Below are 22994 nucleotides of genomic sequence, written 5' to 3' on the forward strand. Positions count from 1 at the left end.
CTTGCGGCCCCCCGCTAGTTTTTCCCTTCGCCTACCGGCGGCACGCTGTCCGTCATCCCCGCCAGCACCTCTGCGACGTGGCGCACCTTCACCGGCTTCTCCAGCCGCTTCAGCCGGCCCGCCATGTTGAGCAGGCACCCAATGTCGCCGGCGAGCAGCGTATCCGCGCCGCTCTTCTCGATGTTCTCCACCTTGTCCGAGACCATGCGCACCGAGATCTCGGGATACTTCACGCAGAACGTGCCGCCGAAGCCGCAACACACCTCGGCGTCGTGCATCTCGACGAGCGTCAGTCCCTCGACGCTGCCGAGCAGCTTGCGCGGCTGCGCCTTGATGCCGAGCTCGCGCAGGCCGGAACAGGAGTCGTGATACGTGACGGTGCCCGGATAGCGCGCGGCAACACGCTCAAGCCCCATCACGTCGGTGAGGAACGAGACGAGCTCGAAGGTCTTCGCGCCGAGCCGTTCGGCGCGGCCACGCCACTCCGGGTCGTTGACGAACACCGCCGCGTAGTGGTCCTTGATCATGCCGCCACACGAGCCCGAGGGCGCGACCACGTAATCGTAGGGCTCGAACGCCGCGATCACCGTGCGCGCGAGGTCGGCGGCATCGGCGCGGTCGCCGCTGTTCCAGGCCGGCTGGCCGCAGCAGGTCTGCACCGTGGGGACATCCACCGCACACCCGGCATCCTTCAGCAGCTTGAGCGCGGCGAAGCCGACCGTCGGGCGATAGAGGTCGACGAGGCAGGTGACGAACAGGCCGACACGCGGGGATGGCTGGAGCATCGCGGCACTCTAGTGCCCCCCTTCCGCCGTTTCCATGCCCGCCTGCCCGGGCCGTGGGCACGCGGCTGCAGCGCTCCAGCGTACGCGCGGGTCCACGGACGCAGGACGCCGCGCCGCTATTGCTGCGGCTCGACGCCCGCGTCCCGCAGGATCTTGGTGTAGCGCTCGACGCCCTCGCGCACGAGCGCCATCACCTGCTCGGAGGTCTCATAGCCTGGCCGGACAGAAACGCCGGCGAGTTCCAGGATTCTGTCCGCCCGCTCCTGGATCGCCTTGCGGAAGGCGGCGCCGAGCGCGGCGACCGCCGCTGGGGGCGTCGCGGCCGGGGCGAGCATGGGGAAGAACTCCTCGTGGATCAGCCCTGGCAGGCCCGCCTCCACCGCGCTCGGCACGTCCGGCAGGGCCGGGCTGCGCTCGGCCGCGGCAACCGCGAGGGCGCGCAGTCCACCCTGGCGGATCTGCCCGATCGAGGAGGCCATGGTCGGCACGCCGAAATCGACCTCGCCGGCGACAAGCGCGGCGACCGAAGGGCCGCCCCCGCGGTAATGCACCACCTCGACCTTCAGATTGGCGAGGCTGATCATCAGCTCACCGGCAACGTGCACACCGCTGCCCAAGCCGGCCGAAGCGAAGTTGTAGCGGCCGGGATTCGCCTGGATCAACGCGACGAGCTCGCCCAGGGTCCGCACCTGCAGGCGGGGATTGACCACCACCGTATGCGGCGAGAATCCGGCGACGGCGAACCCAACGAAATCGTTCACCGGGTCGTACGGCATGCGCGCAACGATCGCCGGCACCGTGGCGTGGGCGCTGTTGATCAGCACCGTATGACCATCCGGTGCGGCGCGCGCGACGTGTTCGGCGCCGATCATGCTTCCCGCGCCGGCGCGGCTTTCGATCACCACCGGCTGACCCAGCGCCGCGGCTGCCGGCTCCGCAATCAGGCGCGCGACGACGTCGTTCGACCCGCCAGGGGCGAAGGGTACGATGAGGCGGACCGGCTGGGTCGGCCGCCAGGCGGGTGAGGTCTGCGCGCGTGCGAGTGTCGGCGCGAGGGCGGCGGCGGCGGCGGCGGCAAGGATTTCGCGGCGATGCGGCATGGCTGGTCTCCCCGGCATGGATTGTTGTTCTGAGCCGAGCATACCCGGATCGGTGCCGGATTCCAGATGAACGCGCTCCGGGACGCTGGCTGCCCGACCGCACGGATGGGACCCCGGCGGCGCAGGCGGGGGGACCAGCATGGTCCCCCCAACCGTTCCTCAGACCTGGCTGGTCCAGTGGATCGGCACCCAGTCGTAACCGTTGCCGTCCTTGCGCACGTACCCCGTCGCAGGGAACGGCCAGTGGTAGCCGATGATTGGCGTGCGGTCCGCCGCCGCGCGATCGAAGAGGCGCCGGCGCGACTCCTCGGCCTTCGTCGCATCCATGTCGAACACGATGTGCCAGCCGGGATTGCGCAGGTTCACTGTCGGATGGTTCGTTACGTCGCCGAGCACGATCAGCGTGCCGTTGCCTGACTGTACCGCGTACGACGTGTGCCCCGGCGTGTGTCCGAAGGTTGGGATGCCCCGGATGCCCGGCGCGACCTCGGCGTCGCTCGCGACGCGCCTGATCCGCTCGGCCGGATAGGGGCTGAAACGCCCCTTCACCATGGACGCCGGCTGCTGCGGCGCGCGATCGCCCATCCAGAACGCCCATTCCGTCTCGGGCACGATCAGCTCGGCATTCGGAAACCGCGGCTGTCCCTCGCGGGTGACGAGGCCCGAGACGTGATCGCCGTGAAAGTGGGTGAACACGATCCGGGTGACCTGTGCCGGCGCGATCCCGGCGGCCTGCATGTTGTCCCACATCGTGCCGGCGGTCTGGGCGAGCAGCCCGCCCGTGCCGGTGTCGAACAGGATCAGTTCCCGTCCGGTGTTCACGAAGGTGATGTTGAAGGTGATGTCGAGATGCCCAGCCGGCAGGAAGTCGCGCTGGAGCGCCGCCTCCACTGCCGCCTTGTCGGCATTGCGCACGAAGCCCTCACCGGGGTTGGGGCGGCGGTTGATGCCGTCGTTCACCACCGTGACCTCATTGTCGCCGACCTTCATCCGGTAGAACCCAGGCGCCTGGCGGCCGGCCTGCGGTGCCTGTGCGCGCACGGGCGTGGCGGCCAGCAGCGCCGGCGCGGCGAGCGTTGCGGCACCGGCGGCGAGCATGCGACGTCGATCGAGGCTCATGTGTTCCTCCCCTCGATTGTTGCGGACCAAGGAAATGGATAGGCCAGAACCGGCCGTCGCGCTGCGCACGCCCGCGTGATCGGCCGGGTTGCGGAAGCAGCGCGTCCGGCCCATCTCTCCGGCCTGACGGAGGAGCAGACCATGCCGCGCGATGGCGAGGACAGGCGGGCAAGAAACGTTCTGGGTGGGCCGCTGAGGGCGTGCTCGCACGACCCGCTGACCGGCTGGCTGCGCGACGGGTGCTGCAACACCGACCAGCACGATCTCGGCCTGCACACGGTCTGTGCACTGATGACCGAGGAGTTCCTCGTCTTCAGCCGGAGCCGCGGCAACGACCTCTCCACCCCGCGCCCGGAGTTCGGCTTCCCCGGGCTGAGGCCGGGCGACCGCTGGTGCCTGTGCGCCGCGCGCTGGCAGGAAGCGCTGGACGCGGGCCGCGCGCCGCGCGTGGTACTCGCGGCGACGCATGTCAACACGCTCGCGGTCTGTTCGCTGATCGACCTGAAGGCCCACGCCGCCGATCAGGCGTGAGCCGTGCCGTCATGTGATGTCGGCGACAGCGATCCGGCGCACCCCGGCCCCCTGCATCTCCGTCCACGATCTCACGAGGCTGCCGTCCAGGTCGATGCCGGGGCAGGCATCCTCGATCACCGAGGTCGCGAGCCCGAAGCGGCGCGCATCCAGCGCGGTCCAGGCGACGCAGAAATCGGTGGCAAGCCCGCACACATGCACCGTGCGGATGCCGCGGCTGGCCAGATACCCGTCCAGCCCGGTGCGCGTGGTGCGGTCGGCCTCCAGGAAACCCGAGTAGCTGTCCACCTCGCGGCGATAGCCCTTGCGCACGATCATCTGCGCGTGGGGGATCTCGAGCCCGGGCGCGAACTCGGCGTCGCGCGTGCCCATCACGCAGTGATCGGGCCAGAGGATCTGCGGGCCGTAGGGCATCTGCACGGTCTCGAACGGCTTTCTGCCGGGATGGGAACTCGCGAAGGAGAGATGGCCCGGGGTGTGCCAGTCCTGGGTCAGCACGACGTTGAAGTAGCGCCGCGCGAGATCGTTGATGATCGGCACCACCTCGTCGCCCTTCGGCACCGCGAGGTTGCCGCCGGGCAGGAACCCGACCTGGACATCGACCACGATCAGGGCGGTGTCGGCACCGGGCTTCTCGGTGGCCGCGACGCTGTTGGAGGCGAGCACCACCGGGGCTGCCGCAGCGGCCGCGGCGACGACGCGACGTGTGGTTGGCATGGTGGCTCTCCCGCTTGGGTCGTGCGCGCCAGGGTACCGGGTCGCAGCAGGGGGCGGCAACCGCCGGGCGGGAGCGCTATCCTGGCGACGGACGCACCAGGGAGACGGGCGATGCGGCTTTCCGGCATGAACCACGTGACGATCAACTGCGCGCCGGCGGACCTCGCCGGAATGCGCGACTTCTACGTTGCCGCCCTCGGGCTGACCGAGGGCCGGCGCCCGGATTTCAGCTTCCCCGGGCACTGGCTCTATCTCGACGGACGACCGGTGGTGCACCTTGCCGGGCGGGCCGCGATCGCGCCCGGCACGCGGGCGCCGTCGCGCGGCGGGGCAGGGTTTGATCACGTCGCGTTCACCGCCGAAGGGCTGGAGGCGGCACGGACACGGCTCGATGAGGCGCGGATCGGCTACGAGGAGGCGCCGGTGCCCGGCTTCCCGCTGCACCAGATCTTCCTGACCGACCCGCTCGGCCAGCGGATCGAACTCACCTTCCAGGTCGGCGGCTGAACGGCCGCATCACGCCGCGCGCGTGCGGTCCGCCGCCGCTGCGGGGGTGGCGGCCGCACCCTCGGCGTGGGTGACGGTGACGACCAGCGCCACGCCCGCCTGGGTCGCCTTCACCGACTTGGCCCCCTGGCGCGGCAGACGGATGCCGCTCCGCATGCAGGCGCGGATCAGCGCCGCCGCGACCTCCACCGCCTCCATCACCACCTGGCCGCGCTGGGCCCCCTCGGGCGAGGCGATCTCGACCGTGAGCTGCACCGGATCCGCGCGCGAGACGGTCGCCGCGACCACGGTGCCCGCGACCGGCGGCGGCTGGCTCTGAGGCTGGCGCGCGTTCACCTCGATCAGCCGCACCTGCAGGGCGGCGCGCAGGGCAGGCGCGTCGAACCGGACCTCGCGGTACTCGGAAATGGGCATGGGGGGACCTCTCGCTGCCGTCCACCAAGCCTACCGGGGCAGGGGTTGCCGAGGCGTGAAGATCAGCGGCGTGCCGAAACGAGCGCCGCGGCAAGCAGGACGAGCCCCAGCAGGACCTTGAGCATGTCCGAGGGCGCGATCGCCGCGAGTGCAGCGCCGATCGCCGCCCCGGCCACGCTGCCCGCCCCCATCGGCAGGGCGATCCGGGCGGCGTGGTCGCGCGGCGGCAGCCGGCCGAGCCGGCGGTAGCGGACCAGCGCCGCGCCCACGATCACGATCGAGATGGCGAGACTCGCGCTGCCGGCGGGCTTCACCTCCAGGCCGTGGATGAACACCAGGGTGGGGATCAGCAGCTCGCCGCCCGCGACGCCGAGCAGGGTGGCGACCAGCCCGATCGCGGCGCCGAGCGCGAACCCAGTCCCGGCCCGCGGCAGCGCGGCGTCCGGCAGGAGGTCGAGCCGCAGTCCTGCGCCGGCAACCCCCTCCGCGATCAGCAGGAAGCCGATCCCGACCAGCAGCACCACGATCGCCTGGTGGAGCCGGTGGTCCGGGAGCCGCGCCACCAGCCCCGCGCCCGCGAGCGCCGCGGCCAGCCCGCCCGCGGTCAGTACGGCGATGTCGGCGAGGTGGGGACCCAGCGAGGCGAGGCTGAGGGTGCCGGCGCGGAACGCGAACGAGGCAACCAGCGTGACGATGCTGATCACCGAATTGAGTGGCACCACCTGCCCTGGCGTGAGGCCGAAGCGGCGCAGCAGCACGGGAATGCGGAACTCGCCGCCGCCGAGCCCGATCAGCCCGCCGAGCAGCCCGACCGGCACGCCCCAGGCGGCCGCCTCGGCCGGGCTTCTCATGCGCGCAGCACGCCTACCGACTTCACGAGCGCGAACACCGGCGCGCCCTCGGCCAGCCCCAGCCGCGCCACCGCATCCGCCGTCACCTGGGCGAGCAGCGTCGCCTCGCGCACGCGCACTGCGACGATCGCGAGCGCCGACGCGTGCCCCGGAGAGATCGCGGCGACACGGCCCGCGAGGATGTTGTGCACGCTGATCCCCCGCGGCGCCTCCGTCGCGAGCGATACCTCGCGCGCGGGGATGCGCAGCCGGATGCGCGTGCCGGGTGCCGTATCGAGCTCCGGCGCGAACAGCGTGCCGCCCGGGAATGCGATCCGCGTCAGCCCTCGCTCCGGCAGATGCGCCTCGACCGCAGCATCGAACACTGCGCCCGCCCCCTCCTGCACGGCGAGCGGCAGGCGCGGATCGGCGGCGAGGTCGGCGATCGGGCCTGCGGCGACCAGCCGGCCCTGGTCGAGCAGCACCAGCGAGTCGGCCAGCCGCGAGACCTCGGCCCAGTCATGCGTGACATAGAGCACCGGGAGACGGACCGTGTCGCGCAGCCGCTCCAGGAACGGCAGCACCTCCAGCTTCCGCGCCGCGTCGAGGCTGGCCAGCGGCTCGTCCATCAGCAGCAGCCGCGGCTGGGCGAGCAGGGCGCGGCCGACCGCCACGCGCTGGCGCTCGCCGCCCGAGAGGGTGTGCGGCCGCCGGCGCTGCAGGTGCCCGATCCCCAGCATCGCCACCACCGGATCGAAGCCGATCGCGTGCTCGCCGCGCGGCGCGCGGTTCAGCCCGTAGCGAAGATTCGCCTCCACCGAGAGATGCGGGAACAGCCGCGCGTCCTGGAACACCAGGCCGATGCGGCGCCGTTCCGGGGCCAGTACGGTCCGCGCCGCGCCATCGACGAAGGTGACGCCATCGACGGCGATCCGCCCCGCCTCCGGCCGGAGCAGACCCGCGACCGCGCGGACGATCGTGCTCTTGCCCGATCCGGAGGGGCCGAACAGGGCGGTAACCCCCGGCGAGGGCGACTCGAAGGCCACGTCCAGCAGGAACGCGCCCTGGCGGTGACGGATCGCGACCGAGAGGCTCACCGCCCCAGCCAGAGCCGGACGCGGCGGGCGATCAGCTCCGCGGCGACCAGGCCGAGCAGCGCGAGGGTGAAGGAGATGGCCGCGAGCCTCGCCGCCATCGCCTCGCCGCCCGGGGTCTGGACGGCGGTGTAGATCGCGAGCGTCAGGGTCTGTGTCTCACCCGGAATGTTCGAGACGAAGGTGATCACCGCGCCGAACTCGCCGAGCCCGGCGGCGAAGGCGATGATGGCGCCGGCGAGGATGCCGGGCGCCATCAGCGGCAGCGTGATGGTGAGGAAGCGGTCGAGCGGGCCCGCGCCGAGCGTGCGCGCCGCCTCCTCGAGCCCACGATCGACCGCCTCGACCGAGAGCCGGATCGCCCGGACCATCAGCGGGAACCCGGTTACCGCGGTCGCGAGCGCCGCACCCTCGGCGGTGAAGACGAGCCGCACGCCGAACCAGGCATCCAGCAGCCGCCCGAGCGGCCCCTGCGCGCCGAACAGCATCAAGAGCGCCCAGCCCACCACCACCGGCGGCATCACCAGCGGCAGATGCACGAACGCATCGAACAGCGTCCTGCCGGGAAAGCGGACGCGCGCGAGCAGCACCGCGACGAGGATCGCCACCGGCAGGGAGACAATGACCGCGCGGCTCGCGACCCAGAGGCTGAGCCGGATCGCGCTCCACTCCTCGGCCGTCAGGGCGTCCACACGGCTATTCCTGAAGCGAGAACCCGAACCGCTTCCAGGTCGCCCGCGCCTCCCGGCCGGTCAGGAACACGAGGACGGCGCGCGCCTCCGCCGTGTCGCCGCGCCGCGTGAGCGCGAACGGGTAGGAGATCGGCGCGTGGCTGTCGGCAGGGAATGTGCCGATGACCCGCACAGCCTGCGAGGCTGCCGCATCGGTGCCGTACACGATGCCGAGCGGCGCATCGCCGCGCTCGACGAACAGCAGCGCCGCGCGGACGTTGTCGGCGCGGGCGAGGCGCGGGTTCGCGATCTCCCACAGCCCAAGCGCCTCCAGCGCCTGCTGCGCGTAGCGTCCGACCGGCACATGGGCGGGATCCCCGGTGGCGATGCGTCCCTGGGGGCCGAGCAGCGCGGCCAGATCGAGGCCGCGCCGGATCGACACCTCGGCCTGGGCGGACGATGCCGGCGCGATCAGCACCAGTGTGTTGCCGAGCATGCTGGTGCGGCTCGCCGGCAGGATCAGATTCCGTTCAGCGAGATAGTCCATCCAGCGCTCATCCGCCGAGGCGAAGATCTGCGCCCCTGCGCCCTGCTCGATCTGGCGTGCGAGCGTGGAGGAGGCCGCGAAGGAGAACCGGATGGCGTCCTGTCCGGCGGCCTGCCACTGCGCGCCAAGGGCCTGCAGGGCGTTGGTCAGGCTCGCGGCGGCGAACACGGTCACCTCGGTTGCCGTCGCGGCGGATGGAGTGGCCAGTACGGCGAGGGCGATCAGGCCACGGCGGAGCAGAGCACGCATCGCAGGTCTCCTGTGATATGGTCTGATGAAAATATTTCTGTTCGGCGCGATTTGGCAAGCCGGCAGGTTCGTGATCCGATGCGCCATGCCGCGCGCTTCTCCGCTCCGCCTGTTCCTGCGCCTCGAACTCGGCCCCGACATCGCGATCGGACCCGGCAAGGCCGACCTGCTGGCGGGCATCGCCGAGACGGGCTCGATCGCTGCCGCAGCCCGACGGATGGGCATGAGCTACAAGCGCGCCTGGCTGCTGGTCGAGACCATGAACGGCTGCTTCCGCGAGCCGCTGGTGCTCTCCGCGCGCGGCGGCCGTGGCGCCGGCGGGGCGCGGCTGACGGCCGAGGGCGAGGCCGTGCTGGCCGCGTATCGTTCGCTCCAGGCCGATGCGGAGAAGGCCGCAGCCCCGCACGCCCGCGTCATTGCCCGTCTGGCGCGATCGCCCCGCCCGCGCCCATAATCGCTCTCCAAGGGTGGAGGAGACGATGGAAGGCGGCATGGACGGCGGGCGGTCAGCGAAGGTGACGGCCGAGGAGGCCCTGCAACTGCACGCCATGGGGCGGCCGGGCAAGCTCGAAATACGCCTCACCAAGCCGCTGACGACCGCGCGCGATCTCTCGCTCGCCTACTCGCCCGGCGTCGCGGTGCCCTGCCAGCACATCGCCGGGAACCCGTCGCTGGCCTACGACTACACCGCCAAGGGCAACATGGTGGCGGTGGTCTCCAACGGCACCGCGGTGCTGGGCCTGGGCAATCTCGGCGCACTCGCCTCCAAGCCGGTGATGGAGGGCAAGGCGGTGCTGTTCAAGCGCTTCGCCGACGTCGATTCGATCGATCTCTGCATCGACACCGAGGACGTCGATGCCTTCGTCGCTGCGGTGCGTCATCTCGGCCCCAGCTTCGGCGGCATCAATCTTGAGGACATCAAGGCGCCCGAGTGCTTCATCATCGAGCAGCGGCTGCGCGAGCTGATGGACATCCCGGTGTTCCACGACGACCAGCACGGCACCGCGATCGTCGCCGCGGCCGGGCTGATCAACGCGGCCCACCTGACCGGCCGCTCGCTCGCCGAGATGACGCTGGTGATCAATGGCGCGGGCTCGGCCGGCATCGCCTGCGCGGAACTGCTCAAGGCGATGGGCATGCGCCCGAACAACGTGCTGCTCTGCGACACCAAGGGTGTGATCTGGGAGGGCCGCAGCGAGGGCATGAACCAGTGGAAATCGGCGCACGCGGCCGACACCGAGGCCCGCACGCTCGCCGAGGCACTGGAGGGAGCTGATGCGTTCTTCGGGCTCAGCCAGGCGGGCGCGATGACGCAGGCGATGGTCCGCTCGATGGGCAACAGCCCGATCATCTTCGCGATGGCGAACCCCGATCCCGAGATCACGCCCGAGGAGGCGCGCGCGGCGCGGGCGGACGCGATCGTGGCGACGGGCCGGTCGGACTACCCGAACCAGGTCAACAACGTCCTCGGCTTTCCCTACATCTTCCGCGGCGCGCTGGATGTGCGCGCCTCCACCATCAACGAGCCGATGAAGATCGCTGCGGCCGAGGCGCTCGCCGCGCTGGCGCGCGAGGACGTGCCCGACGAGCTCGACGCCGCCTCCGCCGCCGGCGGCAAGCGGCTGAAATACGGGCCGGACTACATCCTGCCGCTACCCTTCGACCCGCGCCTGATCAGCCGCGTGCCGCCGGCGGTGGCGAAGGCGGCGATCGACAGCGGTGTCGCGCGCCGCCCGATCAGCGACCTGCGGCGCTACGCGCGCGACCTCACGGCCAAGCTCGACCCCACGGGCGCGGTGCTGGATGCGATCCTGGAGGCGGTGCGTGCCAATCCGCGCCGGGTGGTGTTCGCCGAGGGCGAGGAGGAGAAGACCATTCGCGCCGCGATCGCCTATCGCAATGCGGGCTATGGCACGCCCGTGCTGATCGGCCGGGAGGAGCGCGTGTTCGACACGCTGAACGCGCTGGGCATCGACGGGTCGGACGGGATCGAGGTGCACAACGCGCGGCTCTCGGGGACGAACCGCACATACGCCGACTACCTCTATGCGCGGCTCCAGCGGCGCGGCTTCCTGTTCCGCGACTGCCAGCGGCTGGTCAACCAGGACCGCAACGTCTTCGCCGCCTGCATGGTGGCCTGCGGCGACGCCGACGCGCTGGTGACGGGACTGTCGCGCTCCTATTCCGTCAGCCTGGAGGGCGTGCGCCTCGCGATCGATCCGGCGCCCGGGCATCTGCTGTTCGGCATCTCGCTGCTGCTGACCAGCCAGGGCACGGTGCTGGTCGCCGACACCGCGATCCACGAGCGGCCCGGGGCGGCCGAGCTCGCCGCGATCGCCAAGGCCGCGGCGGCCGCGGCGAGGCGCATCGGCCGCGAGCCGCGCGTGGCGTTCCTGTCCTTCTCCACCTTCGGCGACCCCAAGGGCTCGATCCCGGAGAGCATCCGCGAGGCGGTCGCGCTGCTGGACACGACCGAACAGGACTTCGAGTACGACGGCGAGATGGCGGCCGATGTCGCGCTCGACCCTGCGCTCCAGGCGCTCTACCCGTTCTGCCGGCTGAACGGGGCCGCGAACGTGCTGGTGATGCCCGGGCTGCACGCCGCGCACATTCTGACCCGCGCGCTGCCGCGGCTCTCCTCGGCCACCGTGATCGGGCCGATCCTGCAGGGGCTTTCGCGCCCGGTGCAGGTCGTGCCGCTCGATGCACCCTCCAGCACGATCGTGCTGATGGCCGGGCTTGCCGCCTACCAGAGCCTCGCGCGATAACCGCCGCGTGGCGCATATCGAGGAGATCCCTGAGCCGACGCGCAGCCACGTCGTCGCGCTTGACTGCCCGCGCTTCGAGGCCGAGCCCTGGGTGCGGCCGCCGCCGCTCGCGCGGGCCCGCGTCGCGATCCTGACCAGCGCGGCGCTGCATCCGCGCGATGCGCCGCCCTTTCCCGCCGGCAGCGCGGAGGCGCGACTGCTCGCGGATGCGCTCGATCCGGCCGCCCTGATCATGAGCCACGTGTCGATCAACTTCGACCGCACCGGCTTCCAGCGCGACCTGAACGTCGTCTATCCGACCGACCGGCTGCGCGGGCTTGCGGCAACGGGCGTGATCGGCGCCGCCGCGTCGACGCACTTTTCCGTCATGGGCTCCACCGACCCCCGCGGGATGGAGGCCACGGCCGACCAGGTGGTCGGCCAGGCGCGCCAGGACCGTACCGACGCGGTGCTGCTCGTTCCGGTCTGACCGTTCTGCACGCGCGCCGTGAGCGCGCTTGCCCACATGATCGAGGCGCGCGGCATCGCCACCGTGGTGATCGGTCTGGTGCGTCCGCATCTGGAAACGATCCGGCCGCCGCGCGCGCTGTTCGTGCCGTTCGAGCTCGGCCGCCCGCTCGGCGAACCGGAGGACGCCGCCTTCCAGACGCGCGTGCTGACAGCCGCGCTCGCCTTGCTGGAACGCGGCGACGGCCCGGTGGCCCTCGATGACTTCGCCGAGCCTGCGCCGGGCGCGGCCGACAACGTCGCGTGGCGCCCGCCCTTCGAGGCTGACGGGCGCGATCTCGCCGGCGAGATCGCGATCGCGCTGCCGCTCTGGCGCGCGGCGACGGCGCGGCGCGGCCGCACCACGGTGGGCGTGAGCCGCCTGCCGCCCGCGGCATGGCCCGGGCTGATCGCGGCGATGCTGGCGGACGACCCGCCCCATCCGGGCGCGTCGCTCGCGCTGCGCCACGTCGCCGACGACCTGAAGGCGCTGTACGGCGAGGCCGCGCAGCCGCCCGGCGCGCCGGCGCCCTCCAGCCGCCAGCTGAACCGCTGGCTGTTCGGCGCCACAGCCGCGGGGCGGATGCTGGTGGCGCTGCGCGAGGCGGGCACGAACGGCGGCAACGAGGCGCTGCGCACCGTTGCGCGCTTCATGGTGCCGGTGCCATACCTGCCGCCGTCGTGACGAACCGCGCCGCACCGACTGGCCGCGGCAGGATGCCTGGGGGAACCGTCGATGTTCACACGCCGCACACTCGGCGCGCTCGCCGCCGCAGCGCTCGCCCGCCCCGCGCTCGCGCAGCCCTGGCCGCCGCGCGACCTGACGGGGATCATCATGTGGGGCGCGGGCGGCGCCACCGACGTGGTCGCGCGCGCGCTCACCCCGCATGTCGAGGCCGCGCTCGGCGCCAAGATCGTGCTCCAGAACCGCCCCGGCGGCGTCGGCGCGATCGCCACCCAGGCCGTGCACGCGGCACAGCCCGACGGGCTGACCCTGCTGTACGGTGCGGAGAACCCGCAGCTCCACAAGGTGCTCGGGCTGGCGCAGATCGACTATGGCGACTTCTTCCCGGTCAACGTGATCGCGCGTGGGGTCGGCGTGATCGTCGCGAACACGAGCAAGCCCTGGCCCAGCCTGAAGGCGCTGGTGGACGAGATCACCGCCAACCCGGGCCGCGTGCGCATGGGTGCGACCGGCCCCGGCGGGCTGCCGCACGTGATCGGTGCGATGCTCAACGCGGTCACGCCGGTGCGCGTGATCGCCGTGCCGTTCGACGGCGAAGGCCCCGGGCTGACCGCGCTCCAGGGCGGGCATGTCGATTTCATGCCGGTCGGTGTCGCCGCTGCGGCCGAGCATATCCGCGCGGGCCGCGTGAGGCCGCTCGCGGTGGTCAATCCCGGGCCGGTCCCGACGCTGCCCGATGTTGCACCGGTGACCGCCGATCTCCCTGATTTCGCGCGCTACCTGCCCTGGGGGCCGTTCTATGGCGTGTGGGTGAAGCGCGACACGCCGGCGCCGGTGCGTGCGCGCCTGGTCGACGCGTTCCGCACCGGCGCGTCCAATCCCGCCTTTGCCGAGCTGATGGCACGCAACGGCAACATCATGATGAACATCGCCGGCGACGAGGCCGATGCGTTCCTCAAGCGTTGGCAGTCGGTCACGTCCTGGCTGCTCCAGGATGCGGGGGCGGCACGGCGCTCGCCGGAGGAGTTCGGCATCCCGCGCCCATGACGAGACGTGGCTGAGCGGAGTGCGCGGCCGGGCGAGCGGCTGCTCCCCTGGACCCTGCTCGCCGCATCCGCGGTGGTCGTTGTTGAGGGCTACCGGCTGGATGGGCTTGCCTCACCCTCCGCCGCCGGCACGTTCCCGCTGCTCGCCGGCGCGGTGATGGCCGGCTCCTGCGCGGCGATCGCGCTCGCGCCGCGCCGCGCTGCCGGGGACGCGCTGCCGATGCTGCCGCTGCGGGTCGCCGCCGTGATGGCGCTTCTGGTCGCGCTCGTCGCGGCGATGCCGGTGGCCGGGTTCCACCTCGCTGGCTTCGCATTCCTGGCCGTCGCGATCCGGCTGGTGCGCGGGCACGGCACGCTCGTCGCTCTGCTCGTCGCCACGCTCTCGGTCGCCGCCGTGCACGTCGTGTTCCGCCTCGCCTTCACCGTGCTGCTGCCCGAGGGCACGCTCTGGCGATGATGCCGGATCACCTGCTGATGTCCTGGCTCGATCCGGCGCTGTTCGCCGCGACCGCGCTCGGCACCCTCGCCGGGATCTGGATCGGCGCCATCCCGGGGCTGTCGGTGACGATGGCGGTGTCGATCCTCGTCTCCTTCACCTTCGCCTGGCCGCTCGAGCCCGCGCTCGCGCTGATGGCGGGCGTGTTCACCGGCGGCGTCTATGGCGGCTCGCGCAGCGCGATCCTGCTGAACATCCCCGGCGGGCCCGCCGCGATCGCGACCGCGCTCGACGGCTACCCGATGGCCAAGCGCGGCGATGCGGGGGCGGCGATCGGGCTGACGACGCTCGCCTCCTTCCTCGGCGGGCTGATCGGAGTCGCCGCGCTCGCGCTCGGCGCGCCGGCGATCGCCGAGGTCGCGATCCTGTTCGCCCCGCGCGACTACCTGCTGCTGGCCGTGCTCGGCCTGCTTCTGGTCGGCAGCCTGTCGGGCGAGTCGCTGGCGAAGGGGCTGTTCGCGGCCGGGCTCGGCGTCACGCTCGGCCTGGTCGGCCTCGATCCGATGACCGCCGAGCCGCGCTTCACCTACGGCTCGGTCGAGCTGCTCGGCGGCATTCCCTACATCGCCGCAATGATCGGCTTCTTCGGCGCGGCCGAGGCGCTGGCGCAGCTTCGCCTGCCCGATGCCGAGAAGGTGCGCCAGCGCATCGGCCGCATCGTGCCGGCGCGCGCGACCCTGCTGCGCCACCTGCCGCTCGCGCTGCGCTGCTCCGGCATCGGCGTGGTGATCGGCGCGCTGCCGGGCACGGGCGGCGACATCGCCGCGCTGATGGCCTATGACCACGCGCGCCGCTCGACGCGCGCGCCGGCGCATCCCTTCGGCAGCGGCGCCGAGGAGGGCGTGATCGCGCCCGAGGCCGCGAACAACGCGGCGGTCGGCGGCGCCTATGTGCCGATGCTGACCCTCGGCATCCCGGGCGATGCCGTCACCGCGGTGCTGATCGGCGCGCTGTTCGTGCACGGGCTGAAGCCCGGGCCGATGCTGATGATCGAGACGCCGCACCTGTTCTGGTTCACGGTCGGCAACCTGCTGCTCGCGAATCTCGCGCTGCTGGCGTTCGGCCTCGCCGGCGCGCGCGCCTTCGCCCGCGTCGCCGAGGTGCCCCGCGCCGTGCTGGTGCCGCTGATCCTGGTGCTCTGCGTGGTCGGCACCTTCGCGATCCGCAACAGCCTGACCGACGTGTGGTGGATGCTCGGCTTCGGGATCACAGGGTACGGGCTCAGGCTGTACGGGTTCCAGCCGGGACCGATCATCCTCGGCATGATCCTCGGCCCGCTGATGGACGCGTCCTGGCGCCGCGCGGTCATCGCTGCGGGGGATGATGTGCTGCAAGCGGCCGCTGACGCCACCCAATCCGTCATCTCGCTCGTGCTGATCGCCACGATCGCCTTGATCGCTCTCAGATCGTTCTTTAGGGGGAAAGGGCCATTGGCCCTCTCCCCCTGACCCCCCTCTCCCGCTACACCACCGGCAGCCACAGCACGTCGTCGATCGTCCGCGCGCCCGACGCCAGCATCGCCAGACGGTCGAACCCCAAAGCGATGCCCGCGCAGGGCGGCAGGCCGTGCTCCAGCGCGGCGAGGAAATTCTCGTCCGGCACCCGATCCTCGCCGGTCGCGGCCCAGCGCTCCGCGCGCCACGCGGCGAACCGCGCGCGCTGCTCAGCCGGATCGGTCAGCTCCTCATAGGCGTTCGCGAGCTCAACCCCCGCCGCGAACAGCTCGAACCGGAGCGCCACGCGCGGCTCCGATGGATCGCGCCGCGACAGCGCCGCCTCGGAGACCGGCCAGTGCGTCAGGAACGCCGGCGCGTCCCGTCCGATCGCCGGCTCCACTCGCTCCAGCAGCAGGCGGAAGAACACGTCCTGCCAGGTCTCGCCCGGCCGCACGGCGATCCCCGCCGCGCAGGCGAGCGCCGCCGCATCGCCCGCACTCGCCAGCACATCCACGCCGACCAACCGGTCGAACGCCTCCGCGACCGTGATCCGCGCGAACGGCCGGTCCGTCGGGACAACGGCGTCGCCGCGCCGCAACCCGTCCGGGCAGACAGCGCGGATCAGCGCCTCGGTCTCGTCCATCAGTCCGGCAAGATCGGCGCCTGGGCGGTACCACTCCAGCAGGGTGAACTCGGGCTGGTGGTTCGGCCCGGCCTCGCCGTTGCGGAAGGCGCGGGCGAACTGGAAGATCGGGCCCGCCCCACCGGCGAGCAGCGTCTTCATCGCGAACTCGGGGCTGAACTGGAGGTACAGCGCGCGCGCCTCCTCCCCGAGCTTTGCCGCATAGCGCGTCGCGAAGGGATCGAGGTTCGGCTCCATCCCCGGACAGGGTTGAAGCACCGGCGTCTCGACCTCGGTATAGCCGCGTGCGGCGAGGAACGCCGCCACCTCCGCGCGCAGCCGGGCGCGCCGGCGCAGGAACGGCAGACGCGCGGCAAGCCGCTCGGGATGCCAGGGGCGGTGCATGGGGCCGCAAACCCCACAAATCCGCGCCTGTCAACGCAACCTTAACCATAGTATCGCATGTCTGGGGTCCCACCGATCAGGGCGAGGCCCATGCTGACCCGTCGCTTCAGTCGCGTGCTTGTCGGCGTGGGCCTGCTGGGCGCCGCCGGCTACGCCTTCGCTCCGCATCTCTCGAACCGCATCTCCACCGCGGCCGTAGTCAACAGCGAGGTGATTCGCATCATCGCGCCGATCGACGGTGTCGCGGATGACCGTCTGCCAGGGCCCGGGGTCATGCTGGCCGCGGGCGGCTCCCGTCCGGTGGTCCGCCGCCTCGTCGTCGAGGACCGCGAGCGCCATCGCCTCGCCCATGATCTCGCGCTCGTCCGTGCCCAGATTGTGGAGGCGCGCCATGGTCTCGTCCAGCTCGACGCGCAGGACGCCGAGCTCGCCCGCCGTGGCGCCCTCTACCACGAGGCGACGCGCGAAAAGCTGGCCACCGAGATCGCCGAGACGCGCGCCGGGCACGCCGGCGCGCTGGCCGCAGCCGCGCAGGCGCGCGCCGAGCTCGACCACGTGCTGACGCTGCGCGCCGCGCGGCATGTCGCCCAGGTGCGCGTGGAGACCGCCGAGGCCGCGCTGCGCCAGGCCGAGGCGGCCGCCGAGGTGCTCGTGGCCCGGCTCGCGGGGTTGCACGTCGAACACCGCGCCGCGCTCGCCGGTGTGCACCTGCGCGACGGCCACAACGACGTCCCCTACAGCGTGCAGCAGCGCGACCGGGTGATGCTCCAGCGCCAGGTGCTGACCGAGCGGCTCGCCGAGGCGCGGGCGCGCGAGTCGGCCCTCGCCGCCGCGCTCGCGGCCGAGGAGGCGGCACGGCTGGACCGTGACCGGTACGATCTCGCGCTGGGTCACGCCGCGATCGTGTGGGAGCGCCACGCCACGCCCGGCGCGCCGGTGAAGCCGGGCGAAGTGCTGCTCGACCTGGTCCGCTGCGACGACCTGTTCGTCGAGGTGGCGCTGCCGGATACCGCCTTCGGCGCGCTCGCCTCCGGCGATCCGGCGCATGTGCGCCTGCGCGGCGGGATCGAACTCCAGGGCTCGATCCGCTCGATCCGCGGGGCCGGCGCGCGCAGCCGCAAGACCCTGCTCGCGGCCGAGCGTCCGGCCGAGCACGGCGCGCGCCTCACCGTCGAGGTCGCCCTGCCCGCCGACGCGTCGCACCTGATGGCGCCCGAGGGCGAAGGGGGGTTCTGCGGCATCGGCCGGCTCGCGGAGGTCAGCTTCCCGGCCGACTTCAATCCGTTCGGGGCAGAGGTCGCCGCCCGGTTCGGCGGCATCACCCGCGCGCTGCGCGACGCCGCCGGCTGGGCCGTCGAAGTGGCTGCCAGGCTTGGCGCCTCCGCCCGGGCCGAGACCGCCGGTACCCGGTAGCCCTGCGCTCCGCATGATCCTCGACATCCCGCGCGAGGCGTTCTGGCCGCTGCTCGCGCTGGTGGGGCTGCTGTTCCTGGTCAAGGGCGCGGCGAGCGACCGACTCGCCCGCGTCCTGCTGCCCGCCGCGATCGGGCTGATCGTCGCGCACTACCTTGCCTGGCGCTTTGCAGCCACGCTCGACGGGCCCGGGATCACCGGGCTCGACCACGTGTTCATCCATGGCTTCCTCGCGGTCGAGCTGCTGGCCCTCGCCGACGGCATGATCCTGATGCTGCTGCTCTCGCGCCGACGCGACAACAGCGCGGACGCCGACCGGCACGAACGCCGTCTCGCCGCCACGGACCCGGCCGCGCTGCCGGCGGTCGACGTATTCGTCGCGACCTACAACGAGCCGATCGAGGTGCTGGAGCGCACCATCGTGGGTGCGCTGGCGCTGGACTGGCCCTCCGTGCGCGTCTGGGTGCTGGATGACGGGCGGCGCGACTGGCTGCGCGCCTGGTGTGCGCGCAAGGGCTTGGGCTATCTGACGCGGCCCGACAACCGTGGTGCGAAGGCGGGCAACATCAACGCCGCGCTCAGGCGCACCGACGCGCCGTTCGTGCTGGTGCTGGACGCGGATTTCGTGCCGCGTGCCAACTTCCTCCGCCGCACCATGGGGTTCTTCGACGATCCCCGCGTGGGCATCGTCCAGGCGCCGCACCGCTTCTTCAATCCTGACCCGATGCAGCAGAACCTGTCGGTGCATCGCGTGCTGCCCGACGACCAGCGCCTGTTCTTCGACGTGATCATGCCGGCGCGCGATGCCTGGAACGCCGCGTTCTGCTGCGGCTCGAACGGCGTGATCCGGCGCGCGGCACTCGCCGAGGTGGGCGGGCAGCTCCCCACAGGCTCGATCACCGAAGACATGCTGCTGACGCTGGTGCTGCTCAGGAGGGGCTACGTCACGCGCTACCTGAACGAGACGCTGGCCCTGGGGCTGGCTCCCGAGTCCACCGATGCGTTCTTCGTGCAGCGCGCGCGCTGGGCGCGCGGCGCGATCCAGATCCTCTATCTGCGCGACGGGCCGTTCGGCCCCGGCCTGTCGCTGCTGCACCGGCTGTTCTTCCTGCCGACGCATTGGCTCTCGGGCAGCCTGGTGCAGGCGGCCGCGCTGATCGCCCCGGTGCTGTTCATGCTGACCGGCATCGTGCCGATCGCGAATGTCGGCGTGCCCGAGGTGCTGATGTACCAGCTGCCGGTGGTGATGGGCTACATGGGCGCGCTGCAGATCCTTTCGCGCGGCGCCTATCACCCGCTCGCCGCGGTAGTGCTCAGCGCGTTCTCGGCGTTCCGGCTGCTGCCTGCCGTGCTGACGACGCTGATCCGCCCGCGCGGTCATGCCTTCCGGGTCACGCCCAAGGGGCGCGCCGCGCATGGCGGGGGGCACGACCGGCTCATCGTCGCCGGCGCGGGGTTGCTGATCGTGGCGACCACGGTGGGGCTGGTGCTGAATGCGGTGCCGGACTGGCGCATCGTCGAGCGCGCCGCGCTGATCCCGGTGGTCGCCGGCTGGTCGGTCGCCAACGCGGTCGTGCTGCTGCTGGTGGTGGTGCTGGCAATCTCCCGCCCGCCCCAGCGCGACGAGGAGCGGTTTGCGATGGGCGACGAACCGGCGGCCGTCGTCATCGGTGGGACGCGAAGAGGCGGGGTGCTAGTGGATCTGAGCCTCACCGGCGCGCTGCTTCGCGCCGACGGCCCGTGCCCGGCGCGAGGCGACGACCGCGTCACGGTGGAGATCACGGGCGTGCCGGCGATCGAGGCCTCGGTGGTCGGTCTGCGGCCCGCCGGGATCGCGCTCCGCTTCGATGCGCCGGACGAGGCAGCGCGCGAGGCGCTGATCCGACGGCTGTTCTCCGAGGCGCACGAGCCGGTGACCGTCGCAGCGCCGCACGAGAGCACGGTGATGGTGCTGCTCGCGCGGCTGCTGCTGCCCGCGCCCAGGCCCGCCTGACGGATCAGGCACGGCAGCGGGTGTGGCGCCGCGGACTGCGGCGCGAAACCGAAGCCCGACCGCGGCGACGCCCTGTGCCGAACCCGCGAACCCGTCAGCCGAACCGCGTGCCGGTGGCCGCCGCCGGGTTCTGCGCGAACGCCTTGTAGGTGCAGCTCTTCCAGTCCTTGTGCGCGCCCGCGAACGGCACCTTGTAGAGCCAGAGCATTACCGGCGTCTTGGACTTCAGGCAGGCGACGAAGGTGTGGTGCCCGTCGCCGTTGATCGTCACCCGTCCGGTCTTCTGGTTGTAGACCACCGGGACGACCGGGTGCTTGTCCGGCGCCTTCTGCTGGAACGCCGCCACCTTGGACGCGACGATGTCCGGGTTCACGTGGTCCTGCATCGGGCAGATCAGCTGGAAGTCGGTGCCCGGAACATCCTTCGCCTCCGGAAAGGACAGCAGGCACTGCGCGTAGACGCGCTTGAACCCGGCGCCCTTCGTCACGACTTCCCAGTTCGCGGACGAGCCGGTCCAGGCCCCGGCGGGCAGCACGTCCGCCGGCAGGCCGTCCGCGCCGCCGGTCGCCGCGGGCTCGACGCCGGCGCTGCTGAAATCCTTCTGGCAGAGGTTCTTGGGGCAGGGCCCGGTCTCCTCGACCATTTCCCAGCACGTCTTGCACATCCGCTTGGGCATGATCGGCTCTCCCCGTTACGTTTCTTATAGTATCGTAGGGAGCAATCCACGGCCCAGCAACGGCGCGTGTCCTCCCTGGCCAGTCAATCCGCTCCGCTTGGTTGCGCGCCTGCCGTGCACGTCCTAGACGGCCGCCATGCCCGACGGCACCCCCGCCCGCACGATCCGCGACATCCCCGTCTGATCGCCGCCGGGCTCGCGCGCGCCGACGATCGCGCCGTACGGGCATCCCGCAATGGCGCTTTTGGCGCGCCTGATGCTGGGCGCACCGCCGAAGCCGGCCTGACGGTTGGCGGAGGCGGCTCGCCAGACGGACGTTGCCGCAATTACGCCGTTTCTGTAATTTGTTCTTGCCTGTCTCGATGTTGCCGGATCATCCCAGGAGGCCGCCGATGACCGAGCCGCTCACGTTCCACGAGTTCGAACGCCAAGGCTGGTCAGCCGAACGCGTCGTTGCCGGCTATCCTGACAGCTTCTCCGCGTTGACGACGCAGAGCGTTGCCGCGCTGCTGGACGCGGCAGGCGTGAGGCGTGGTGCGCGCGTCCTCGATGTGGCGACGGGACCGGGCTACGTCGCGGGCGCGGCCGCCGAGCGCGGTGCGGTCGCGACCGGCCTCGACTTCTCGCCCGGTATGGTCGTGTTCGCCCGCCGGACGTACCCGGCCGCCGAGTTCCAAGAGGGCGATGCCGGCGCGCTCCCCTTCGCGGACGGCGACTTCGACGCCGTCGTGAGCAACTACGGGATGCCGCACTTCCCGGACCACGACGCGTTTCTGCGCGAGGCGTCCCGCGTCCTGCGCTCGGGCGGCCGCATCGCGTTCACCAGCTGGGCGCCACCCGCCGCGTGCATCGGGTTTGGCGTGATCTACGCCGCAGTGCAGACGCACGGACGGATGGACGTTCCGCTCCCACCAGGACCCAACTTCTTCCTGTTCGGTGATCCGGTCGAGTGCGAACGGTCGCTTGCCGCAGCGGGGTTCCGATCGGTCAGCGTGGCGACCATTCCCATGATGTGGCGCATGGCCAGCCCCTACGAACCGTACGAGGCGGTCATGCGCGGCGCGGTTCGCGCGGCTGCGCTGCTTCGCGCACAGACGGACGAGGCGCGCGCCGCCATCCGCGAGGCGGTCGGCACGGCGATACGGGCCTACGCTAAGGGTGAGATGTTCCAGGTGCCGATGCCGGCGACCCTAGCATCGGCGGAGAAGCCCTGACGCCGCACGCCTGACGCGCGGGCGCCCCTGTTGCAGCCCTGCTTACCGCGCTCTACAGGGCCGCCATGCCCGACGGCTCCCCCGCACGCACGATCCACGACATCCCCGGCCTGATCGCCGCCGGGCTGGCGCGCGCGGATGATCGCGTCACGCTGGAGGAGGTCGCCGCGCGCTACGCCGTCGCGCTCACGCCCGCGGTCACGGCGTTGATCGATCCCGCCGATCCGTCCGACCCGATCGCCGCGCAGTACGTTCCGCACCCGGACGAGCGCGTCACCGCGCCGGACGAGCACCCGGACCCGATCGCCGACGAGGCACTGAGCCCGGTGACGGGGATCGTGCACCGCTATCCGGACCGGGCGCTGCTGAAGCCGTTGCTCGCCTGCCCGGTCTATTGCCGGTTCTGCTTCCGCCGCGAGCAGGTCGGGCCCGAGGGCGGCGTGCTGAGCGAGGCCGAGCTCGACGCGGCACTCGGCTACATCGCCGCACGCCCCGCGATCCGCGAGGTGATCCTGACGGGCGGCGATCCGCTGATGCTTTCGGTGCGGCGCCTGCGCGCGCTTCTCGACGTGCTTGAGCGCATCCCGCATGTCGATACCCTGCGCATCCACACCCGGGTGCCGGTCGCCGACCCGTCGCTGATCACCGACGCGCTGGCCGGGGCGCTGATCACCGACAAGGCGCTCTGGCTGCTGGTGCATGTGAACCATGCACGCGAACTGTCCCCGTCCGCGCGCGCCGCCCTCACCCGGCTGGTCGCGCGCGGCATCCCGCTGCTGTCGCAGTCCGTGCTGCTCGCCGGCGTGAACGACAGCGAAGCGGCGCTGGAGGCGCTCTGTCGTGCGCTGATCGCCGCGCGGGTCAAGCCGCACTACCTGCACATGCTCGATTTCGCCCCCGGCACGAGGCGCTTCCGGGTCCCGGTCGCCCGCGCCCGCGCGCTGCACCGCGGCCTGCGCGGCCGGCTGCCGGGCCACGCCATCCCGACCCTGATCCTCGACATCCCCGGCGGGCACGGCAAGGTGCCGGCCGGCGAGAGCCACCTCGCGCGCGCGGGCGACGGCTGGGTCGCGACCGATCCCTTGGGTGTCTCGCACGCCTACCCGGAGAACGATCGGAGCGGCGGATAGTCCTCTGCTGGTCTGCGTTCGGACAACCGGACCGATGGCCGCAAACGATCCTTCCGCCGC

At 71.9% G+C, this 22994-nt stretch carries 24 protein-coding genes; 13 read left to right on the forward strand and 11 right to left on the reverse strand.

Translation table 11 applies throughout. From position 1 onward, the window contains the following. Window positions 1-14: 14 nt before the first annotated feature. From ACTIFU_RS06735 to ACTIFU_RS06745, 3 genes are all read right to left on the reverse strand, one after another. Complete coding sequence (locus ACTIFU_RS06735; RefSeq protein WP_439577529.1) at window positions 15-785, reverse strand: (Fe-S)-binding protein; 771 nt, start codon at window positions 783-785, stop codon at window positions 15-17. Between the two features lie 116 nt (window positions 786-901). Further along, entirely contained in the window at window positions 902-1885 is a 984-nt protein-coding gene (locus ACTIFU_RS06740; protein ID WP_439577530.1) for a Bug family tripartite tricarboxylate transporter substrate binding protein, read from the reverse strand. A gap of 159 nt (window positions 1886-2044) precedes the next feature. Next, window positions 2045-3004, reverse strand: coding sequence for an MBL fold metallo-hydrolase (locus tag ACTIFU_RS06745; protein WP_439577531.1), 960 nt, complete (start codon window positions 3002-3004; stop codon window positions 2045-2047). 141 nt (window positions 3005-3145) lie between these two features. On the opposite strand from ACTIFU_RS06745, the gene ACTIFU_RS06750 reads away from it, so the two are divergent. Beyond that, window positions 3146-3535: a DUF2237 family protein gene (locus tag ACTIFU_RS06750; protein ID WP_439577532.1), complete on the forward strand. Its 390-nt coding sequence runs from the start codon at window positions 3146-3148 to the stop codon at window positions 3533-3535. A gap of 9 nt (window positions 3536-3544) precedes the next feature. On the opposite strand, the gene ACTIFU_RS06755 is transcribed toward ACTIFU_RS06750, so the two are convergent. Beyond that, complete coding sequence (locus ACTIFU_RS06755) at window positions 3545-4252, reverse strand: nicotinamidase (RefSeq protein WP_439577533.1); 708 nt, start codon at window positions 4250-4252, stop codon at window positions 3545-3547. A 111-nt stretch (window positions 4253-4363) separates the two neighbouring features. Here ACTIFU_RS06755 and ACTIFU_RS06760 point away from each other — a divergent pair, with 111 nt between their 5' ends. Next, window positions 4364-4759, forward strand: a complete 396-nt coding sequence (locus tag ACTIFU_RS06760; RefSeq protein ID WP_439577534.1) for a VOC family protein — start codon at window positions 4364-4366, stop codon at window positions 4757-4759. Window positions 4760-4768: 9 nt separating this feature from the next. Here ACTIFU_RS06760 and ACTIFU_RS06765 read toward each other — a convergent pair whose 3' ends face one another. The 5 genes from ACTIFU_RS06765 to modA form a co-directional block, all read right to left on the reverse strand. Next, a complete protein-coding gene (locus ACTIFU_RS06765) occupies window positions 4769-5173 on the reverse strand; it encodes a hypothetical protein (protein WP_439577535.1) in 405 nt (134 codons plus the stop codon). Window positions 5174-5235: 62 nt separating this feature from the next. Beyond that, entirely contained in the window at window positions 5236-6024 is a 789-nt protein-coding gene (locus tag ACTIFU_RS06770) for a TSUP family transporter (protein WP_439577536.1), read from the reverse strand. Then, a complete protein-coding gene (modC, locus tag ACTIFU_RS06775; protein ID WP_439577537.1) occupies window positions 6021-7100 on the reverse strand; it encodes a molybdenum ABC transporter ATP-binding protein in 1080 nt (359 codons plus the stop codon). The genes ACTIFU_RS06770 and modC overlap by 4 nt, the downstream gene beginning before the upstream one ends. Next, the gene (modB, locus tag ACTIFU_RS06780; RefSeq protein WP_439577538.1) at window positions 7097-7789 is read right to left on the reverse strand and encodes a molybdate ABC transporter permease subunit; all 693 of its coding nucleotides are present in this window, start codon (window positions 7787-7789) and stop codon (window positions 7097-7099) included. The genes modC and modB overlap by 4 nt, the downstream gene beginning before the upstream one ends. 4 nt (window positions 7790-7793) lie before the next feature. Further along, window positions 7794-8564, reverse strand: a complete 771-nt coding sequence (gene modA, locus ACTIFU_RS06785; protein WP_439577539.1) for a molybdate ABC transporter substrate-binding protein — start codon at window positions 8562-8564, stop codon at window positions 7794-7796. A gap of 85 nt (window positions 8565-8649) precedes the next feature. On the opposite strand from modA, the gene ACTIFU_RS06790 reads away from it, so the two are divergent. Genes ACTIFU_RS06790 through ACTIFU_RS06820 form a run of 7 tightly spaced genes read left to right on the forward strand, consistent with a single transcriptional unit; the run spans window position 8650 to window position 15493 of the window. Next, on the forward strand, window positions 8650-9018 hold the full coding sequence (locus ACTIFU_RS06790; RefSeq protein WP_439577540.1) for a winged helix-turn-helix domain-containing protein: 369 nt from the start codon (window positions 8650-8652) through the stop codon (window positions 9016-9018). 25 nt (window positions 9019-9043) lie between these two features. Continuing rightward, window positions 9044-11332, forward strand: coding sequence for an NADP-dependent malic enzyme (locus ACTIFU_RS06795; RefSeq protein WP_439577541.1), 2289 nt, complete (start codon window positions 9044-9046; stop codon window positions 11330-11332). Window positions 11333-11339: 7 nt separating this feature from the next. Continuing rightward, window positions 11340-11801, forward strand: a complete 462-nt coding sequence (locus ACTIFU_RS06800; RefSeq protein ID WP_439577542.1) for a hypothetical protein — start codon at window positions 11340-11342, stop codon at window positions 11799-11801. Window positions 11802-11819: 18 nt separating this feature from the next. Further along, entirely contained in the window at window positions 11820-12503 is a 684-nt protein-coding gene (locus ACTIFU_RS06805; RefSeq protein WP_439577543.1) for a hypothetical protein, read from the forward strand. A gap of 51 nt (window positions 12504-12554) precedes the next feature. Next, window positions 12555-13550 (forward strand): tripartite tricarboxylate transporter substrate binding protein, encoded by a 996-nt coding sequence (locus tag ACTIFU_RS06810; RefSeq protein WP_439577544.1) that lies wholly within the window; start codon window positions 12555-12557, stop codon window positions 13548-13550. 6 nt (window positions 13551-13556) lie between these two features. Further along, on the forward strand, window positions 13557-14006 hold the full coding sequence (locus tag ACTIFU_RS06815; protein ID WP_439577545.1) for a tripartite tricarboxylate transporter TctB family protein: 450 nt from the start codon (window positions 13557-13559) through the stop codon (window positions 14004-14006). Continuing rightward, window positions 14003-15493: a tripartite tricarboxylate transporter permease gene (locus ACTIFU_RS06820; protein WP_439577546.1), complete on the forward strand. Its 1491-nt coding sequence runs from the start codon at window positions 14003-14005 to the stop codon at window positions 15491-15493. The genes ACTIFU_RS06815 and ACTIFU_RS06820 overlap by 4 nt, the downstream gene beginning before the upstream one ends. A 13-nt stretch (window positions 15494-15506) precedes the next feature. On the opposite strand, the gene epmA is transcribed toward ACTIFU_RS06820, so the two are convergent. Continuing rightward, window positions 15507-16508 carry an EF-P lysine aminoacylase EpmA gene (epmA, locus tag ACTIFU_RS06825; RefSeq protein ID WP_439577547.1) on the reverse strand — a complete coding sequence of 334 codons (1002 nt, stop codon included), beginning with the start codon at window positions 16506-16508 and terminating at the stop codon, window positions 15507-15509. 90 nt (window positions 16509-16598) lie between these two features. Between epmA and ACTIFU_RS06830 the strand changes: the two genes are divergently transcribed. Next, the gene (locus ACTIFU_RS06830; RefSeq protein ID WP_439577548.1) at window positions 16599-17921 is read left to right on the forward strand and encodes an HlyD family efflux transporter periplasmic adaptor subunit; all 1323 of its coding nucleotides are present in this window, start codon (window positions 16599-16601) and stop codon (window positions 17919-17921) included. A 13-nt stretch (window positions 17922-17934) separates the two neighbouring features. Continuing rightward, window positions 17935-19914: a glycosyltransferase gene (locus ACTIFU_RS06835; RefSeq protein WP_439577549.1), complete on the forward strand. Its 1980-nt coding sequence runs from the start codon at window positions 17935-17937 to the stop codon at window positions 19912-19914. Window positions 19915-20008: 94 nt separating this feature from the next. On the opposite strand, the gene ACTIFU_RS06840 is transcribed toward ACTIFU_RS06835, so the two are convergent. Then, window positions 20009-20590, reverse strand: a complete 582-nt coding sequence (locus tag ACTIFU_RS06840; protein WP_439577550.1) for a hypothetical protein — start codon at window positions 20588-20590, stop codon at window positions 20009-20011. A gap of 392 nt (window positions 20591-20982) precedes the next feature. Here ACTIFU_RS06840 and ACTIFU_RS06845 point away from each other — a divergent pair, with 392 nt between their 5' ends. Next, window positions 20983-21804, forward strand: coding sequence for a class I SAM-dependent methyltransferase (locus ACTIFU_RS06845; RefSeq protein ID WP_439577551.1), 822 nt, complete (start codon window positions 20983-20985; stop codon window positions 21802-21804). Between the two features lie 65 nt (window positions 21805-21869). Continuing rightward, complete coding sequence (locus ACTIFU_RS06850; protein ID WP_439577552.1) at window positions 21870-22934, forward strand: lysine-2,3-aminomutase-like protein; 1065 nt, start codon at window positions 21870-21872, stop codon at window positions 22932-22934. The last annotated feature ends 60 nt before the right edge of the window (window positions 22935-22994 follow it).

Source organism: Elioraea sp., assembly GCF_051860475.1.
GTDB lineage: Bacteria > Pseudomonadota > Alphaproteobacteria > Acetobacterales > Acetobacteraceae > Elioraea.

Coding starts and splice junctions, on each gene's coding strand:
- ACTIFU_RS06830 (WP_439577548.1), top strand. CDS start 16,599: ATGCTGACCCGTCGCTTCAGTCGCGTGCTTGTCGGCGTGGGCCTGCTG.
- ACTIFU_RS06740 (WP_439577530.1), bottom strand. CDS start 1,885: ATGCCGCATCGCCGCGAAATCCTTGCCGCCGCCGCCGCCGCCGCCCTC.
- ACTIFU_RS06755 (WP_439577533.1), bottom strand. CDS start 4,252: ATGCCAACCACACGTCGCGTCGTCGCCGCGGCCGCTGCGGCAGCCCCG.
- ACTIFU_RS06820 (WP_439577546.1), top strand. CDS start 14,003: ATGATGCCGGATCACCTGCTGATGTCCTGGCTCGATCCGGCGCTGTTC.
- ACTIFU_RS06770 (WP_439577536.1), bottom strand. CDS start 6,024: ATGAGAAGCCCGGCCGAGGCGGCCGCCTGGGGCGTGCCGGTCGGGCTG.
- ACTIFU_RS06750 (WP_439577532.1), top strand. CDS start 3,146: ATGCCGCGCGATGGCGAGGACAGGCGGGCAAGAAACGTTCTGGGTGGG.
- epmA (WP_439577547.1), bottom strand. CDS start 16,508: ATGCACCGCCCCTGGCATCCCGAGCGGCTTGCCGCGCGTCTGCCGTTC.
- ACTIFU_RS06840 (WP_439577550.1), bottom strand. CDS start 20,590: ATGCCCAAGCGGATGTGCAAGACGTGCTGGGAAATGGTCGAGGAGACC.
- ACTIFU_RS06790 (WP_439577540.1), top strand. CDS start 8,650: ATGCCGCGCGCTTCTCCGCTCCGCCTGTTCCTGCGCCTCGAACTCGGC.
- ACTIFU_RS06835 (WP_439577549.1), top strand. CDS start 17,935: ATGATCCTCGACATCCCGCGCGAGGCGTTCTGGCCGCTGCTCGCGCTG.
- ACTIFU_RS06745 (WP_439577531.1), bottom strand. CDS start 3,004: ATGAGCCTCGATCGACGTCGCATGCTCGCCGCCGGTGCCGCAACGCTC.
- ACTIFU_RS06735 (WP_439577529.1), bottom strand. CDS start 785: ATGCTCCAGCCATCCCCGCGTGTCGGCCTGTTCGTCACCTGCCTCGTC.
- ACTIFU_RS06810 (WP_439577544.1), top strand. CDS start 12,555: ATGTTCACACGCCGCACACTCGGCGCGCTCGCCGCCGCAGCGCTCGCC.
- ACTIFU_RS06850 (WP_439577552.1), top strand. CDS start 21,870: ATGCCCGACGGCTCCCCCGCACGCACGATCCACGACATCCCCGGCCTG.
- ACTIFU_RS06845 (WP_439577551.1), top strand. CDS start 20,983: ATGACCGAGCCGCTCACGTTCCACGAGTTCGAACGCCAAGGCTGGTCA.
- modA (WP_439577539.1), bottom strand. CDS start 8,564: ATGCGTGCTCTGCTCCGCCGTGGCCTGATCGCCCTCGCCGTACTGGCC.
- ACTIFU_RS06795 (WP_439577541.1), top strand. CDS start 9,044: ATGGAAGGCGGCATGGACGGCGGGCGGTCAGCGAAGGTGACGGCCGAG.
- ACTIFU_RS06765 (WP_439577535.1), bottom strand. CDS start 5,173: ATGCCCATTTCCGAGTACCGCGAGGTCCGGTTCGACGCGCCTGCCCTG.
- ACTIFU_RS06760 (WP_439577534.1), top strand. CDS start 4,364: ATGCGGCTTTCCGGCATGAACCACGTGACGATCAACTGCGCGCCGGCG.